This is a genomic window from Caulobacter sp. SRI_014 (assembly GCF_057586315.1).
The window spans coordinates 131,253-148,706 of sequence record NZ_JBYCZQ010000005.1; the positions used below are offsets into that span (position 1 = coordinate 131,253).

At 67.8% G+C, this 17,454-nt stretch carries 11 protein-coding genes; 1 reads left to right on the forward strand and 10 read right to left on the reverse strand.

The features are described from left to right. Window positions 1–147: 147 nt before the first annotated feature. Genes metH through AC2YG9_RS13455 form a run of 7 tightly spaced genes read right to left on the reverse strand, consistent with a single transcriptional unit; the run spans window position 148 to window position 7,671 of the window. A complete protein-coding gene (gene metH / locus AC2YG9_RS13425; RefSeq protein ID WP_487298475.1) occupies window positions 148–2,814 on the reverse strand; it encodes a methionine synthase in 2,667 nt (888 codons plus the stop codon). After that, window positions 2,814–3,197, reverse strand: coding sequence for a hypothetical protein (locus AC2YG9_RS13430; protein ID WP_487298476.1), 384 nt, complete (start codon window positions 3,195–3,197; stop codon window positions 2,814–2,816). Before AC2YG9_RS13430 ends, metH begins: the two co-directional genes overlap by 1 nt. Beyond that, window positions 3,197–4,258 carry a homocysteine S-methyltransferase family protein gene (locus AC2YG9_RS13435; RefSeq protein WP_487298477.1) on the reverse strand — a complete coding sequence of 354 codons (1,062 nt, stop codon included), beginning with the start codon at window positions 4,256–4,258 and terminating at the stop codon, window positions 3,197–3,199. Before AC2YG9_RS13435 ends, AC2YG9_RS13430 begins: the two co-directional genes overlap by 1 nt. Continuing rightward, window positions 4,255–5,115 (reverse strand): subclass B3 metallo-beta-lactamase, encoded by an 861-nt coding sequence (gene bla / locus AC2YG9_RS13440; RefSeq protein ID WP_487298478.1) that lies wholly within the window; start codon window positions 5,113–5,115, stop codon window positions 4,255–4,257. Before bla ends, AC2YG9_RS13435 begins: the two co-directional genes overlap by 4 nt. Next, on the reverse strand, window positions 5,112–6,044 hold the full coding sequence (metF, locus tag AC2YG9_RS13445; protein ID WP_487298479.1) for a methylenetetrahydrofolate reductase [NAD(P)H]: 933 nt from the start codon (window positions 6,042–6,044) through the stop codon (window positions 5,112–5,114). The genes bla and metF overlap by 4 nt, the downstream gene beginning before the upstream one ends. Then, complete coding sequence (locus AC2YG9_RS13450) at window positions 6,041–7,012, reverse strand: ArsR/SmtB family transcription factor (protein WP_487298480.1); 972 nt, start codon at window positions 7,010–7,012, stop codon at window positions 6,041–6,043. Before AC2YG9_RS13450 ends, metF begins: the two co-directional genes overlap by 4 nt. A 32-nt stretch (window positions 7,013–7,044) precedes the next feature. Further along, complete coding sequence (locus AC2YG9_RS13455) at window positions 7,045–7,671, reverse strand: TetR/AcrR family transcriptional regulator (RefSeq protein WP_487298481.1); 627 nt, start codon at window positions 7,669–7,671, stop codon at window positions 7,045–7,047. Window positions 7,672–7,745: 74 nt separating this feature from the next. On the opposite strand from AC2YG9_RS13455, the gene AC2YG9_RS13460 reads away from it, so the two are divergent. Further along, the gene (locus tag AC2YG9_RS13460; protein ID WP_487298482.1) at window positions 7,746–8,342 is read left to right on the forward strand and encodes a glutathione S-transferase C-terminal domain-containing protein; all 597 of its coding nucleotides are present in this window, start codon (window positions 7,746–7,748) and stop codon (window positions 8,340–8,342) included. A gap of 233 nt (window positions 8,343–8,575) precedes the next feature. On the opposite strand, the gene AC2YG9_RS13465 is transcribed toward AC2YG9_RS13460, so the two are convergent. The 3 genes from AC2YG9_RS13465 to AC2YG9_RS13475 all read right to left on the reverse strand — a co-directional run bounded on the left by AC2YG9_RS13465 (window position 8,576) and on the right by AC2YG9_RS13475 (window position 17,339). Then, window positions 8,576–9,526: a 2-hydroxyacid dehydrogenase gene (locus tag AC2YG9_RS13465; RefSeq protein ID WP_487298483.1), complete on the reverse strand. Its 951-nt coding sequence runs from the start codon at window positions 9,524–9,526 to the stop codon at window positions 8,576–8,578. Window positions 9,527–9,567: 41 nt separating this feature from the next. Beyond that, the gene (locus AC2YG9_RS13470; RefSeq protein ID WP_487298484.1) at window positions 9,568–13,290 is read right to left on the reverse strand and encodes a M10 family metallopeptidase C-terminal domain-containing protein; all 3,723 of its coding nucleotides are present in this window, start codon (window positions 13,288–13,290) and stop codon (window positions 9,568–9,570) included. 218 nt (window positions 13,291–13,508) lie between these two features. Further along, window positions 13,509–17,339, reverse strand: a complete 3,831-nt coding sequence (locus tag AC2YG9_RS13475) for a hypothetical protein (RefSeq protein WP_487298485.1) — start codon at window positions 17,337–17,339, stop codon at window positions 13,509–13,511. Window positions 17,340–17,454: the final 115 nt, after the last annotated feature.

The window sequence follows — 17,454 nt, forward strand, 5'->3', positions numbered from 1 at the left end:
GGTGGCCGAAACGACCTCTTCAGCAGGCTGATCCGGCCCCACCGGGTGGTCAAAACAGACTGAATTTACTCAACAATTTTTCGACGGTCCGTGCTACAATAGCTTCGCTTCGACAAGCTCAAGACCGAAGCTCCCAGGACCACCCCGCTACGCCGCCGCCTCCCGCGCCCGCGCCAATGGATCATAGGCCAGGATCGGCGCCAGCCAGCGCTCGGCGGTCGCCACGGTCCAACCCTTGCGCGCCGCATAGTCCTCGACCTGATCGCGGTCGATCTTTCCGACCCCGAAATAGTGGGCCTGCGGATGGGCGAAGTAGAGGCCCGACACCGAAGCCGGCGGGCTCATGGCATAGCTCTCGGTCAGGGCCATGCCGGTGTGGTTCTCGGCATCGAGCAGTTTGAACAGCGTCGCCTTCTCGGTGTGGTCCGGCTGAGCCGGGTAGCCCGGCGCCGGGCGGATGCCCTGGTACTTCTCGGCGATCAGCGCGTCGATGTCGAAGGGCTCGTCGGGGGCATAGCCCCACAGCTGGGTGCGCACCTGCCGGTGCAGCGACTCGGCAAAGGCCTCGGCCAGACGGTCGGCAAGGGCCGCCGACAGGATGGCGTTGTAGTCGTCGCCCGCCGCCTTGAACTTCGCGGCGATCTCCAGCTCGCCGTGCCCGGCGGTCACCGCGAAGGCGCCGATCCAGTCCTGGGCCTTGTCGGCCGGGGCGACGAAGTCGGACAGGGCCAGGTTGGCCTTGCCGCCGGTCTTGTCCATCTGCTGGCGCAGGGTGTGGAAGCGGGCCAGTTCCGCATCGCGCGTCTCGTCCGAGAACACCGCGATATCGTCGCCCACCGCCTGGGCCGGCCAGAAGCCGACAACCCCTTTGGCGGTGAACCACTTCTCCTCGACGATCCGCTTCAGCATCGCCTGGGCGTCGCGGAACAGGTCGCTGGCCGCCTCGCCGACGATGTCGTCCTCGAGGATGGCCGGATAACGCCCGACCAGCTCCCAGCTGGCGAAGAAGGGCGTCCAATCGATGTGGCGGGCGAGGTCGGCCAGGTCGCCCTCGACGGCGCGGACGCCGATAAAGCTCGGCTTCACCGTCGGCTGCTCGGTCCAGTTCACCGGGTGGGCGTTGGCCCGTGCCCGGGCGATCGGGGTGCGGTTCTTGGCTTCCTGGCCCCGGGCGAACTGCTCGCGGACCCGGATGTATTCATCGCGCGTCTCGGCCTCCAGCCGGGGCCGCTCTTCGGAAAGGAGGCCCGATACGACGCCGACCGCCCGGCTGGCGTCCAGCACATAGGTGGTCGAGCTGCGGCGGTAGGCCGGCTCGATCTTCACCGCCGTATGGGTTTTGCTGGTCGTAGCCCCGCCGATCAGAAGCGGGATGTCGAAGCCGCGCCGCTCCATCTCGGCGGCGACGAAGACCATCTCGTCCAGCGACGGGGTGATCAGGCCCGACAGCCCGATGATGTCGACCCCATGCGCCTTGGCCTCGTCGAGAATGCGGTCGGCCGGGACCATGACGCCGAGGTCGATGACCTCGTAGTTGTTACACTGCAGGACCACCCCGACGATGTTCTTGCCGATGTCGTGGACGTCACCCTTGACCGTGGCCATCAGGATCTTGCCCGCCGCCTTGCGCGGCTGGCCTTCCTTCTCGGCTTCCATGAAGGGCATCAGCCAGGCCACCGCCTGCTTCATCACCCGCGCCGACTTGACCACCTGCGGCAGGAACATCTTGCCCGAGCCGAACAGGTCCCCGACCACGTTCATGCCGTCCATCAGCGGGCCTTCGATGACGTGCAGCGGCCGCTCGGCCTGCAACCGCGCCTCTTCGGTATCAGCGTCGATGAACTCGGTGATGCCGTTGACCAGGGCGTGGGTCAGCCGCTCCTGCACCGTCCCGGCCCGCCAGGCCTGGTCGGCGACCTTGGCCACGGTCCCGTCGCCCTTGTACTTGGGCGCCAGATCGACCAGCCGCTCGGTCTGGCTGCCGCCTGCCTTGGGCTTGCGGTTGAGGATCACATCCTCGACCGCTTCGCGCAGCTCCGGGTCGATGTCGTCATAGACCGGCAGGTCGCCGGCGTTGACGATCCCCATGTCCATGCCGGCATTGATGGCGTGGTAGAGGAACACCGAGTGGATCGCCCGCCGGACCGGCTCGTTGCCGCGGAAGCTGAACGAGACGTTCGACACCCCGCCCGACACCCGCGCGTAAGGCAGCTGCTGTTTGATCGCCCGCGTCGCCTCGATGAAGTCGACCGCGTAGTTGTCATGCTCCTCGATCCCCGTCGCCACGGCGAAGATGTTGGGGTCGAAGATGATGTCCTCCGGCGGGAAACCCACCTCGTCCACCAGGATGCGGTAGGCGCGCGTACAGATCTCGATCTTCCGGGCGGCGGTGTCGGCCTGGCCCTGTTCGTCGAAGGCCATGACCACCACGGCGGCGCCGTAGCGCAGGCACAGGCGCGCATGGTGTCGGAAGGTATCCTCCCCTTCCTTCATGCTGATCGAGTTGACGATGGCCTTGCCCTGGACGCACTTCAGACCGGCTTCGATCACCTCCCATTTGGAGCTGTCGATCATCACCGGCACCTTGGCGATGTCCGGCTCGGCGGCCAGCAGGTTCAGGTAGGTGACCATGGCCTGCTTCGAATCCAACAGGCCCTCGTCCATGTTGACGTCGATGACCTGGGCGCCGGCCTCGACCTGCTGGCGCGCGACGGCGAGGGCCGCCGTATAGTCGCCATCGACCACCAGCTTGCGGAATTTGGCCGAGCCGGTGACGTTGGTCCGCTCACCGACGTTGACGAAGACAGGTCTCACTACAGCAGTCCGTTATCGAGTGCGGGCTCGCGCCCTCCGAGAGCAAGGCGACGACTGATCACCGCCTGAGGCAGACCGGCGGCGACAGCCTTCATCACCGGACCGGGCCCCTGCCCGTGCAATTGCTTCAGTCCAGCCACCGCCGACCGCAGCTGGGCCTTTGATGCCCCGGCCACCGCCAGCTTGAAGGCGTCAAAGTCTTTGGTTTCCAGCACCGGATCGCCCGGCGCGGGTCCGATATCGACGCGCGGCGCAGTCTGCACCAGCGCATTGACCAGCACCGCAGCGGCCTTGTCGTTGGTCGCACGGCCAAGCCGGCTGCGCAGGTCGCGCAGCAGTTCGGTCTCGGTTGTGGTGAGCGCGTCGGCCTTGTCGAGTTTCATCAGGCCAGCTCGAACGGCTCCAGGCCCGCCAGCCGCATGGCTTTCGGACGCTCGGGGATCGGCCGGGGCTTCTTGCCCTTCACCGCTTCCGCCACATGCCGGATGTGCTCCGGGGTCGTGCCGCAACAGCCGCCCAGGATGTTGACCAGGCCGCTTTGCGCCCACTCTTCCAGGTGACAGGCCGTCTGGTGCGGCTCCTCGTCATACTGGCCCATGGCGTTGGGCAGGCCGGCGTTGGGATAGGCCGCTACCAGGGTGTCGGCCACCCGGCTCATCTCGGCGATGTGCGGCCGCATCAGGTCGGCGCCGAGCGCGCAGTTGAAGCCCACCGCAAACGGCCGCGAATGCTTGACGCTGTTCCAGAAGGCCTCTGCCGTCTGGCCCGACAGGGTCCGACCCGAACGGTCGGTGATCGTCCCGCTGATCCAGATCGGCAGCGGCTCATAGCCCTCGTCCTCGAGGTCCATGATCGCCTTGATGCAGGCCTTGCAGTTGAGGGTATCGGTGATGGTCTCGATCAGGAACAGGTCCACCCCGCCGTCGTGCAGCGCCTGCACCTGCTCGCGATAGGCCTCATAGACCTGATCGAAGGTCACCAGCCGGGCGCCCGGATCGTTCACGTCCGAGCTCATCGACAGCATCTTGTTCAGCGGCCCGATCGACCCGGCCACGAACCTCGGCTTGTCCGGCTCGGCCGCCGTGAACTTGTCGGCCGCCGCCCGGGCCAGCCTGGCGCCCTCGAAGTTGATGTCGCGCACCGCCGACTGGCAGCCGTAGTCCTCCTGGGCGATCCAGGTGGCGCTGAAGGTGTTGGTCTCGCTGATGTCGGCGCCGGCCGCGAAATAGGCCTCGTGCAGCTTCTGCACCAGGTCAGGCCGGGTCAGGCAGAGGATGTCGTTGTTGCCCTTCAGGAGGACGTTGTGGTCCTTGAAGCGCTCGGCCCGGAAGTCCTCTTCCGACAACCCCTCACGCTGGAACATCACCCCCCAGCTGCCGTCGAGGATCAGGATGCGCTCCTTGGCGGCCTGATGGAGAAGGGCGATGCGGTCCTGTCGGGTCATGATCCACCCTGTTGTTTGGCGAGCTGCGCTTCGAAGTCCGCCTTCGATCTGGCGGTGACCTTGGACAGCTCGGTGGGATCGACGAAGGGATTGGGCTTGCCCGGCCCGAGCTTGGCCCGCTTGGCGGCCAGGTTCATCTGATCCGGGTGCGGGGCCAAGAAGACGTCGGCCTGCATGCCGGCCAGTTTGGCGAAGGTCTTCTGATAGTCGGCGACGATCCCCGGGTACTGCGGGTTCGGAGCCAGCCGGTTGGCGGCCACCGAGGTGCTGCACCAGAAGATCACCTTGTAGCTCTTGGCCCCCTCCTTCACCGAGGTGGTCCAGGAGGTGCAGCCCTTGCTGTGGCCGGGCGTGATGTTGGCCTTCAGGGTGTTGGAGCCGACCGACAGCGTCTCGCCGTCGGCGACGGTCTTGTCGACCTTCACCCCCGGGAAGTTCAGGACCGTCTGGTCCTCCGAGCCCGGATACTTGCCGTTCTCCAGGGCCCACTTATCGCCGGCGCTGGCGATGACCACGGCGCCGGTGTCCTTCTTCAACTGGGCCAGGGCGCCGGCGTGGTCGAAGTGGGCGTGGCTGTTGAGGATCAGGTCGACGTCCGACAGCTTGAAACCCAGAGCCTTGATGTTGGCTTCGACCAGGGCGGCGTTCTGCGGCATGCCGCCGTCGATCAGGATGTGGCCCTTGGAGCTGGTGATCAGCCAGGCCGACAGGCCTTCGGTCCCGACGTAGTAGATGTTGCCGATCACCTGGAAGCCGGTGGTCGGCCTGGTCCAGGCTGCGGGGACCTGGGCGGAAGCGCTGACCACGAACAAGCCGAGCGCGGCGGCGGCCGAAAGGACGAGTTTCTTCAAGGTCATGCGGCGGCCTCCTCCGGCGTCTTCGCCGGTTCGCGCACCCCAAGCACCCGGCAGATGGCATACACCAGGTCGGCCCGGTTGAGGGTGTAGAAGTGGAAGTCGGAGAAGCCCTCCTCCTCCAGCTTGGCGCACATCTCGGCGGCCACGCTGCAGGCGATGAGGCGGCGGGTATCGGGATCGACGTCAAGGCCGTCGAACAGGTTGCCCAGCCAGCCGGGAATGGTCGCCCCGCAGGCGCCCGACATCTTCACCAGGCCCTTGAAGTTCGACACCGGCATGATGCCCGGCGAGATCGGGATGGTGATCCCGGCGGCCCGCACCTTCTCCATGAAGCGCAGGAAGGGGTCGATCTCGAAGAAGAACTGGGTGATGCCGCGCGTCGCGCCCGCATCGACCTTGGCCTTGAGCACATCGATGTCGTGGTCGATGCCGGGGCTCTCCGGATGGCCCTCCGGATAGACCCCGACCAGCACCTCGAAGGGCTGGATCGCCCGGGCCGCCCGGGTCAGTTCGGTGGCGTTGGCATAGCCGTCGGCGCGCGGCACATAGGCCCCGCCGATCGAGCCGGGCGGGTCGCCCCGCAGGGCCACCAGATGGCGCACGCCGGCGTCCCAGTAGTCGCGGATCACCTGGTCGACGTCCGCGGCGGACGCCTCGACGCAGGTCAGGTGCGCCGCCGGCTTCAGGCTGGTTTCCTCGACGATCCGCTTGACCGTCCGGTGCGTGCGGTCGCGGGTCGAACCACCGGCGCCGTAGGTCACCGACACGAACTCGGGCTGCAGGGGCTCCAGCCGGCGGATGGCGTTCCACAGGTTCTCTTCGGCCTCGGGCGTCTTGGGCGGCGAGAACTCGAAGCTGATGCCGAGCTTGCGGTTGGGCCGTTCGGCCGAGCGGGCGACCGGTCCGATGACGCGGCGGTGCGGGCTCATGCGGCGCTCCTGTTGGCGTTGGCCGGGCGCGTCCCGGTCCAGATCTTGATGGTCAGGCCTTCGCCATTGGCGGTCGGCAGGGTCTCACTCACCTGGCCCTCGAGCCCGGCGGCCTCCAGCCAGCGCAGGATCTCGGCGTCGGAGAAGCCGAGCCGGCGGTGCTGGTGCTGGCTGCGCAGGAATTCCAGGCTATGGGGGGCGAAATCGATGATCAGCAGCCGCCCGCCCGGCGCCACCAGCCGCGCGGCCTCGGTGATCGCGGCGACGGGGTCGCCCAGGTAGTGGAGCACCTGATGCACCGTCACCAGATCGGCGCTGGCCGCCGGCAGCCCGGTGGCGAAGATGTCCCCGTGGCGCAGCTCGCAGGCGGCAAGACCGGCCTCGCTGACGTTGACCCGGGCGATGTTCAGCATCTGCTGCGACAGGTCCAGACCAATGGCCCGCTCGGCCCGCTCACCCAGCAGGGTCAGCATCCGGCCCGTGCCCGCGCCCAGATCGACCAGCCGGCCGATGGCGCCGTGGCCCGCCGCCTGATTGATCGCCGCCTCCACCTGGGTTTCCGAGGCGTAGAGGGAGCGAATTTCATCCCATCGCGCCGCGTTTCTGGCAAAATAGGCAGCCGCTTCGTTCGTGCGCTCCGCCTTGACCGCCGCCAGCTGGTCGCCATCGCGGCGCAACACCGGATCGGCTTCGTCGGTCAGGTCGAGAATGCCGTCAACCAGTTGCCGGGCGGTGCCGGCGGCGCTGAGACGGTAGAAGACCCAGGCGCCGTCGGGGAATCTCTGCACCAGCCCGGCCTCGGCCAGCAGCTTGAGGTGGCGCGAGACACGCGGCTGGCTCTGGTCCAGAATACGGCAGAGTTCGAGGACGCTGAGTTCCTCGGCAGCCAGCAGGGCGAGGATGCGCAGGCGGGTCGGCTCACCGGCCGCCCGGAGCATCTCGACAGTCTGGGTCGATCCCTGCGTCATCAGGGATATAAAGATATCTTTATGTGTTTAAGTCAAGCCTTGGCGAGCTTGATCACCTGGCCCACAGCGCCCTTGGCCCAACCCTCCAGAGCCTCGCGCGGCTCACCGGCCCGCGACCGCATGGCCAGGCCGTGCACCGCCGCGGACAACAGATAGCCAAGCGAGGCGGCGTCAGCGGTTGCCGGCAGTTCTCCCTCATCAATGGCGCGCTGGAGTCGCGCGGCCAGCAGACCGTCGAGCCCCAGGAAGGTGTCATGCAGCACGGCCTTGATCTCGTCATCCCCAACGGCCTCGGTCAGGGCGGTGCCGATGACGAAACAGCCGCGGGGGTCTCCTTCTCCCGCCATGTAGGCGTCGATGGCGCGGGCGAAATAGAAGTCCAGGCTGGTCTGCAGATCGCCCGGCAAGGCCAGCGCCGCCCTGGTGCCGGCCAGCAGGCCGTCGCGGGTGCGCTTGAGGGTCTCCAGGTAAAGCGCCCGCTTGTCGCCGAAGGCGGCGTAGAGGCTGGGCCGATTCATGCCGGTGGCCGCCGACAGGTCGTCCAGCGAGGTCGCCGAATAGCCCTGGGTCCAGAAGGCCTCGCGCGCCTTCGCCACCGCCTTGTCGGGGTCATAGGCCCGGGGCCTGCCGCGCGGACGCGTCTCTGATTTTTGTACCATTTCGCAAATAACTCTTGACCGGCCAATTATTGTGCAAGACGGTACATAAATAAACCCCTCCCGGAGACGCCGTCATGCAACTCTACTTTGCCCCCCTCGCCTGCTCCCTGGCCACCCGTATGTGGTTGTACGAGACGGGCGCCGAAGCCCAGTTCACCCAGGTCGACACCCGGGCCAAGACAGTCGGCGGCGAAAACTTCCTGGCCATCAACCCCAAGGGCCAGGTGCCGACCATCCGCACCCACGACGGCGAGATCCTGACCGAGAACGCCGCCATCCTGCAGTATGTCGCCGAGCGCTTCCCGGGCGCCCCGGTCAACAGCCACCGCCTGCGCGAATGGCTGAGCTTCATCGGCGCCGAGGTGCACCGCGGCGTCTTCGGCCCCCTGCTGAGCCCCGAGGCGCCGGCCGACGCCAAGGCCTATGCCAAGCATCTGGCCAAGGGCCGCTTCGGCTACCTCAACGACCACCTGGCCGGGCGTGAATTCCTGCTCGATGAGTTCAGCGTCGCCGACACCTACCTGGCCACGGTGCTGAACTGGACCCGCGTCGCCGGGCCGGACCTGGCCGACTATCCCAATCTGGCCGCCTACCACGGCCGCATCCTCAGCCGCCCGGCGGTGCTGAAGGCGGTGATGGAGGAGCAGAAACTCTACGCCAAGGCCGCCTGATCCAGGCCTTCCCTGTCCAGGGGTGACTTCACCCTCCGCTTTCGGGCGGAGGGTTTCTTTTTGTCGATTTCACTTGCTTCAAAGTGATATCACTTTGATAGTGTCCAAGGCTCAGAATCCAACGGGAGAGACGCCATGCTGGGACATATGATCCGCAACCGCCAACATCGCTTGGCGGCGGCCGTCATTTTCGGGGCGCTGCTCCTCGCCGGGCTCGGCGCCCTGCTGATCCGCTAGGCCGCCACCGGGGTCGCCAGCGGCTCGCCGTGGAAGAAGCGGCGCAGGTTCTCGAGCGTCATCCCCACCATCTGCGGAATGCTCTCCAGTGTCCCACCGGCCGTATGCGGCGTCAGGACCGTATGGGGCACATCGGCCCATCGGGCTGGCGGGGTCGGCTCCTCAGCGAAGACGTCCAGGCCCGCCATGCCCAGCCGCCCGTCCTTGAGGGCGGCAATCAGGGCGTCCTCGTCGATCACCCCGCCGCGCGAGATATTGACGATGCAGCCGCGCGGCCCGACCGCCTCGATGATCTCGGCGGTGATCAGGCCGTGGGCGTCGCCGCGGGTGCAGACCATCAGGGCGTCGCTGTCGCGGGCCAGCTGCAGCAGGCTGGCCGAGCGGGTCCAGCGGCTTTCCTTGTCGTTCGGACCCCACCAGAGGATCGGCATCCCGAAGGCCTCCAGCCGCTTGGCGACCGCCTCGCCGATATGGCCCAGGCCGACGATGCCGGCGGTCTTGCCGCGCAGGCCATGGCGCGGCCGCATGCGGTCGGTGTGGCTCCATTTGCCGGCCCGCAGCTTGTGGTCGCCCTCGACGATGCCGCGCCAGACGGCGATCAGCAGCCCGACCGCATGGTCGGCCACATCGTCGGCGTTGAGGCCTGCGGAGTTGGTGACGGCGATCCCCCGCGCCTTGCACCAGGGCACATCGACCCCGTCGTAGCCGACGCTGACACAGGCGATCAGGCCCAGGCGCGGCATTTCGGCGAGGAATTCCTGGTCCAGCTTGAACTCGCCGGCATGGACGATGGCGCGGATCGTCTGGCCCTCGCCGGCCAGGAAGCCTAGCCGGTCGGGGTGCTCCCAGAGCCGGTGAACGCGATAGCCGGCGCCGGTCAGCACCGCCTCCATCGGCCCGAGCATCTCATGGGACAGCAGGACATCGTGCGGAGCGGTCTGGGTCATTCCCAAACCTTCCTCCCCGCGCCAAACGCCGTCAACGGGTCCTAGAGGACGTAGTTCGTCCCCAGGGTTCCGACGACCTTGATCACCATGTCGGCCACGCTGTCGCCGTTGACGTCGAAGCTGAGCGTCGACGTGCCGCTGACCGTCGCGATCGTCATCTGTCCCGCCGCCCCGGAGAAGGCCCCGACAAGGGTGAAGGCCTGGTCGCCCGCCACGCCGGTGTCGGCGTCGACCAGGCTGACATCCAGCATGTCCCCGTCGACGGCATTGAAGTCGCGGATGACATCGACGGCCCCGGTCACGCTGTCGGCGATCTGGAAGTAGACAAACTGGTCAGCGTCGGTCCCGCCGTACAGGTTGTCGGCCCCGAGGCCGCCGTACAGGACATCTGCCCCGGCTTCCCCGAACAGCTTGTCGGAGCCCTCCCCGCCGCCGACCCAGTCGTCGCCGGCGCGGCCATAGAGGGTGTCATTGCCGGCCAGGCCCTGAACCGCGTCCGACCCGGTACCGCCGACCTTGGTTTCGTCGCCCGCCGTGCCGGTGACAGCCGTGTAGCCGACCGGCGGCGTCGGCTCGCCGCCCGGAGGGGGCGGCGGCGGCGGAGGTGGCGGTGGCGGTGGCGGTGGCGGGGGTGGCGGCGGGGGTGGCGGCGGAGACCCCGAGGTGATGAAGTTGGCCGCGCTGAGACTGCCGGCCAAGATCCCGGTCAGGGTCACGGCGCTGCCGTCGGAGAAGGTTACCTTGGCGCCGGCCGCCAGCTGGCTGATGCCGGCGTAGGCCCCGAAGGCGGTGATATCGATCAGGTCCACGCCCAGTTCGAAGTCGGCGATGGTGTTGGTCGTGCCGTCCCCGGTTCCGATCACGAAGGTGTCGGCGCCGGCCCCGCCGGTCAGGGTGTCCTGCCCCGCGGCCCCGATGAGGATGTCATCCCCGTCGCCGCCATTCAGCTTGTCGTTGCCCGTCCCGCCCTCGAGCTTGTCGGAACCGCCCAGCCCGTTGAGCGTGTCGTTGCCGTCCAGGCCCTGGATGATCTCGTTCTGACCGTCGCCGTTGATGGTGTTGGCGCCGGCCGTGCCCGTCAGGGTGCGGTCGTAGGTCCCGCCGGGAGGCGGCGGTGGGGGAGGCGGAGGAGGAGGAGGTGGCGGCGGAGGCGGAGGCGGAGGTGGCGGCGGAGGCGGCGGTGAGCCGCTGCCGACGAAGTTGGCGGCGGTGAGGCTGGCGGCGGTGATGCCGGTCAGGGTTACGGCGCTGCCGTCGGAAAACGTCACCTTGGCGCCGGCGGCCAACTGGGTGATGCCGGTGTAGGCTCCGAAGGCGCTGATATCGATCAGGTCCACGCCAAGCTGGAAGTCGGCGATGGTGTTGGTCGTGCCGTCGCCCGCGCCCATGACGAAGAGGTCGGCGCCGGCCCCGCCGGTCAGGGTGTCCTGGCCCGCGCCGCCGATGAGGACATCATCCCCGTCGCCGCCGTTGAGCTTGTCATTGCCGGTTCCGCCTTCGAGCCGGTCGGCGCCGCCGAGGCCATTGAGGGTGTCGTTGCCGTCGAGGCCCAGGAGGGTGTCGCGCCGGTCATCGCCGTTCAGCGTATTGGCCCCGATCGTGCCCGTCAGGGTGCGCTCGTCCCCGGCCACCGGGGGTGGCGGCGGGGGTGGCGGCGGCGGAGGCGGGGGAGGCGGCGGCAGGCCAAGGAAGCTGGCGTCGGTCACCGTGCCGGCGGTGACTCCCGTCAGGCGGAAGGTTCCGCCGCCGGTCACGGTGATCACCGTGTCGGCGCCGTCCTGGGCCTTTGAATAGGCGCCAAAGCCGGTGACATCGATCTTGTCGCTGCCGACCGCGAAGTCGCTGATGGTGTCGTCGCCGCCGCTGGCGGTGGCGACGAAGGTGTCGGCGCCCGCGCCGCCGGTCAGCAGGTCGGTCCCTGCCCCGCCGTTGATGACGTCGTCGCCGTCGCCGCCTTCGATCCAGTCATCGGCCTCGAGGCCGTTGACCGTGTCAGCGCCGCCGAGGGCCTGGATGTGGTCGCGGGCGATTGTGCCATTCAGAGTCTCGCCAACGCCGGAACCGCTGATCTCATTGAAGATAGGCGGCGGCGGAGGGGGTGGAGGCGGGGGAGGGGGTGGAGGCGGAGGCGGAGACGGGTTCGACAGGAAGCTGGCGCTGGTCACCGTGGCGGCGCTGACGCCGGTCAGGCGGACAGTTACGCCGGCCGTCAGGATGACCAGGGCGTCGGCCCCGTCCTGGACCACGCCGAAGTATTGCCCATAGGCGGTATCGTCGATCAGGTCGGTTCCGACCACGAAGTCGTTGATGAGGTCGTTGCCAGACCCCAGCCCGAAGATGAAAACGTCGGCGCCGGCCCCGCCGGTCAGGATGTCGAAACCACCGCCGCCGGTCAGGTGGTTGGCGGCCGCGTTGCCGTAGATGGTGTCCGAACCAGAGCCGCCGATGGCGTTCTCGATCACCGCTCCCTTGGCCACCGCGACGTTGCCGATCAGGTTCTCGCCGCTGGCGGTTCCGACGCTGGAGAAGTTGCCCTCTCGCAGGTCGATGACCTGGTCGTTGGAATAGCCGGAGAAGTCGAAGGTGTCGTTGCCGCCGGCGTCCCAGACGGCGAAGACCAGGATGCTGGAGGCGCTGGTTGCGCTGAACCAGGGCCGGTCGGCGTTGGAATTGAAGCCGTAGATGGTGTCGCCGGTGCGGGTCGTGGTGTTGACGCCGTAGGTGCGCTGGGCGGCGGCGATGTCGTCCAGCATCAGGGTGCCGGGATAGACCGGCCCGAAGTCGCCTCCCGTGTTGCCCTCGGTGAAGTAGCTCATCACCGTGTACTGGTGGCTGTCCTCGTAATACTCGGCGTCGACGGCGTAGGTGATCGGGCCATCGCCGTCACCGGCGTTGTAGTTTCCCGGGTGCGAGAAGCCGATGGCGTGGCCGATCTCGTGCACGAGGACCAGCTGACCGTAGTTGCCGATCTGGGGGTTGGTGTTGGTGCCCGAGTTCCTCACCCACACATCGCCGCCGCTGGCGCTGAGGCTCGGGTAGTAGGCGAAGGCCGCCGCGCCGTCGGCGCCGCCGGTGAAGGCGCCGAACAGCATCTTGGTACTGGCGTTGATCACCTCGTCGTGGATGAAGACGACGTTGGCCACGTCCGACCAGGACTGCAGCGCCAGCAAGGCGCCGGCGATCTGGGCGGCGTTGAACGCCTGGAATCCGGTGGTGTCATCCGGCATGTTGCTGGGCGCCGAGGTGCGGAAGCCAAAGGTCACATAGCTCGGCGCGCCGCCCCAGTAGGGGTCATCCCAGTGGTTGTCGACGTCCGCGACGCCGGGCTGAAAATAGAAATCGTTCCAGGAGGCGTAGGTGCGGTTCAGGTGATAGGCCGCCTCGTCGATGGACTTTGAGACCTTGCCGTTCGGTCCCGTCCCGCCCCGCGCGTCGGCGTTGAGGAAACCGGACGGATCTGCGTCGGCGGGGTCGCCGCCGTTCGGAACCGCGGTGGGCTTTTCATCTTGCGGGCCGTTGCCGGCGCAGGCCGGGCAGCCGCAACGCAGTTGCGGCCCCTCGTCGCTCATGGCGATGTCAAGGTCGCCGAGCGCCTCCAGGTGGCCGACGCCGGTATAGACGACGCCTTCGGTCAGCCAGGCCCGGGTCAGCAGGGCCGTGTCGGTCGCTTCGCGGGCCGGCGGGGTCGCGTCATCGCCGATGTCGCCAAAGCCGGTCAGCGGGTCGGCTTCACCCAGGCCGTCAACGCCAAGTCGATATGCCATTCAAGCCTCGTCAACGCCCCGGCGCCGCGCCGGTGTGGCCCCGAACGCCTGACATCCAATGTGGATCGCCATGGCGCGGGGGCAAGTTGAGCCCAGGCGGACTCACGCGAGGCCGCTTCCCTAGCGTCGGTATACCGCCTGTGAGGTGAAGCGGCCATGAAAACTGACGCTTAACGGGCGACCCGCGCTGACGGGTCGCGGCTCGCCCCGAAGCGGGCTCAGCCGTGGAAGAACCAATCGCCATGGCTGGAGGTCGTTTCCACCGCCTTGGGTTCCATCACAAGGGCCTTTGGCGGCAAGGCCGGCATGGGTGGCGCGGGGGGTGACAGGCCGATGAAGTCGGCGTTGGTGATGTTGGACGCCTGCACCCCTGTCAGGATCACATAGGCGCCGTCGGCGAAGATGATCTTGGCCCCGGCCGCCAGCTGGCTCTTGCTGGTGTAGCCGCCGTAAGCGCTGACATCAATTTTGTCCGTGCCAATGACGAAGTCGGTGATGGTGTTGGCCCCGTCGCCGGTGGCCAGCAGGAAGACATCGGCCCCTGCCCCGCCGGTAAGGGTGTCCTGGCCGGCCCCGCCGATCAGGATGTCGGCGCCATCGCCGCCGTCCAGCTTGTCGGCCCCCAGGCCGCCTTCCAGCCGGTCGCTGCCGCCCAGACCGTTCAGCGTGTCGTTGCCGTCCAGGCCCTGGATGATCTCGTTGCGGCCGTCGCCGCTGATCGTGTTGGCGCTGGCCGTGCCGGTCAGGGTACGGTCATAGACCGGCGGAGGTGGTGGCGGAGGCGGCCCGACGATGCCGATGAAGCTGGCGTTGGTGAGACTGGCGGCCGAGACGTTGTTGAGCCGCACGGTAACGCCGGCGGCAACCGTCACCAGGGTGACGCCGCCGCCTTCCTGGGTGATGGACTGATATCCGCCATAGGCCGTGACATCGAGCCGGTCCGAACCCAGCTGGAAGTCGAGGATGGTATCCGACCCGGCCGAGTCGAATAGGAAGATGTCGGCCCCGGCCCCGCCGCTCATCTGGTCATTGCCGGCCCCGCCGATCAGCAGGTCGTCACCGCCGCCGCCCGAGAGAGTGTCGGCGCCGGCCTTGCCTTCGAGCCGGTCCGCGCCGTCGGAGCCGGCGAAGCCGTCGTCGTGGGCGCCGCCGATGACGAAGAACCGCTCGATGTTGGTCAGGGTGGCGCCGTCTTCCGTACCGGTTTCCTCCGCCGCCGCCTGGCCAGCGAAGGCCGCGCCGCTGGTCGCTGACTCGAAGGATACCCGTGCGATGTCGATGCCATCGCCGCCATCGGCATAGAGGCCATCCTGGTCAAGCAGCACCAGGATGTCATTGCCGGACCCGCCATCGATGTAGTCGTGGGCCTCACCGCTGACGGTGTCGTCGCCGTTGCCGCCCCACAGCAAGTCGTCGCCGGCCCCCGAGTAGAGAAGGTCGTTGCCGAGCCCGCCGTCGATGAAGTCGCCATAGGCGCCAGCGTGGATCTGGTCGGCGCCGCTGCCGGCGAGCAGCTCGAATCTCTCGACCCCGAAGGTCGTCGGCCCCGCCCCGAACGCAACCGAGCCCGCGCCGAGGGTGATGTTGAGGGCCCCGGTCAGCGGCGTCAGGTCGATGAAGGCGTGATCGAACCCGTCACCGCCGTCGATGAAGTCGCTGCCGCCATCCACGGCCGCCCCGGTGCTGGAGGCGTAGTAGGCGACATAGTCGGCGCCGGCCCCGCCGTAGAGGAAGTCGCCGCCGGCCCCGCCGTCGAGGAAATCGTCCCCGCCGCCGCCGGTCAGCTGATCGGCGCCGCCTTCACCGTAGAGGACATCATCCGCTCCGCCCCCGCCCAGCGTGTCGACGCCCTCGCCGCCGAAGGCGTCAGTCCGGCCGCTGAGCGTGCTGAGCGTGTCGTTGCCGTCGCTGCCCTCGAACCGCGCGAGGTCACCGGAATTGTTGGTGAAACTGTCGGCGCCGGCTTCCCCGTAGAAGTATCCGGCGGCGAGGGCGGTGAGCACGTCGTCGCCGCCGCCAGCATATATCGCGCTCAAACCGTTCCCGTATGCGGGCGTGACGCCGAGCGTGACGGTGTCGACGCCGGAGCCGCCGATGTAGGAGGTCAGTTCCTCGATGTTGATGAAGGAGCCGCCGCCGCCGGAGATCGTCACGCTCTGTCCGGCCGTCGTGAAGGACAGGGTGTGGGCCAGGCTGCTGAAGCTGAGGTCCAGTCTCAGGCTGTCGAAGCCCCCGCCGCCATCGATGGTGTCCGTGCCCTCGCCGCCCCAGATCACTTCATTGGCCTGGCCGCCATTGATGACGTCATTGCCGAGACCGCCGATCAGGACTTGAGACACCTCGCCGCCATTGAGAATGTCATCGCCGGCCCCGCCGTCGATCGTCGCCGATCCCCCCATGCTGACAAATGTGAAGAGGACGATGTCGTCACCGTCGCCGCCGTGAATGTCGCCGCCGTTCCCATAGTGGATGGTGTCGTTCCCGGCCCCGCCATCGACCGAGATTTCGGCGATGTCGAGATTGCCGAGCGTTATGTCGTCGTTCCCGTCGCCCCCCAGCATCGTGCCTTCGCCGTGCAGGATGAGGGTGTCGTTTCCCGCACCCCCGTCGAGGTCGCCCTTCACGGCATGCAGGATGTCCTGTCCATCGCCACCCGACAGGGTGATCGGGACAATGAACTGGAAGGCCTGATTATACAGCAGGTCGTCGTAATCCGCCGTCAGAACGTCGTCGCCGCCCCCACCCCGCAGGACGCCGCCGAGTCTGCCTGCGGTCAGGATGTCGTTGCAGGCCCCGCCGGTCAGGTCGACGACGTGACCGTTGACCTCGTAGACGACCAGCCGTTCGATGCCGGTGGTGCTGAGGCCCAGCAGCGAGGTGGTCATCGCTGTCGAATCGCCGACCGACAGGGTCAAGGTCCCCGGCTGGACCTCAGGCTCATAGTAGAACCGCAGCCGAACCTCGAGCGTGTCGACCCCCGCGCCGCCCTCTAGTGTGTCCAGACCGTCGAACGGGATCGTCTGGATCAGCTGGTTGTACTCGTTGACCACCAGGTTCTTCAGCTCAAGCACATCGTCGCCGTCGCCGCCCCGCAGGATGTCGGCGCCCAGGCTCACGGCCAGCCGGTCATTGCCCGCTCCGCCATCGACGATGTCGTTTCCCTCCTGGCCATAGAGTTCATCGACGCCGGCCCCGCCCAGCAGGGTGTCATTGCCGAAGCCACCATCCAGAACGTCATCGCCGTCACCGCCTTCCAGGAGGTCGGCGCCGTAGCCCTCATCCCCAAGGTCGGCGTACAGGGTATCGGCGCCGGCGCCCCCGATAAGGTGATCGTCGCCATTGCCGCCGGCCAGAAGATCGTCGCCGTCGTCACCGGACAGTTGGTCGGCGCCGTTGTTGCCGGCGAGACTGTCCGCGCCGGCCCCGCCGGACACCACGTCGTCGCCGTCGCCGCCGGCTACAAAGTCGGCGCCGCCGGCCAGGGCGATGTGGTCGGCCAGGCTGCTGGCGATGATGTAGAAGGTCTCGATGCCGGACACGGTCGTGCCGTCGACCGCGGTGGACAGCGCTCCGCCAGCCAGCACCGTCAGGTCCAGGGCCGGGGCGAAGGTCCGGTCGAGTTGGAGGATGTCGATCCCGGCGCCGCCGTAGAACCTGCCGCGCGCGCCAAGCAGGATGTCGTCGCCCGCCCCCCCGTCGGCGATGGCGTTGACCTCGGAAGTCAGGAAACCGAGGTCGAGCTGGTCGTTGCCGGCTCCGCCGTACAGGCTGTCGCGGCCGCCATCGCCGTAGAGGTAGTCGTTGCCATCGCCGCCATCGAGGGTGTCGTTGCCGGCCCCGCCGTAGAGGAGGTCGTTGCCGGCCTCGCCATAGAGGAAGTCGTCGCCGTTGCCGCCGTAGATGGTGTCGTTGCCGCCCCGGCCGTAGAGGCTGTCACCGTCAGTCGCTGGCCCCTGGGTCGAACTGCCGGCCTGCCAGCCGTAGAGGATGTCGTCGGCGTTGGTTCCCGAGCGGATGTTGGGGACGTTCGAACCATACAGCGTGGCCATGCTCTGCCCTGCCTTCTGCGGCGCGCCGGCCATGGCCCTGAAGGGTCAGCTTGCAACAGGGGCCTGAACGCGTCTTGCAACCCTCATAGTGAGGACTGCACCTGACCCGCCCGCC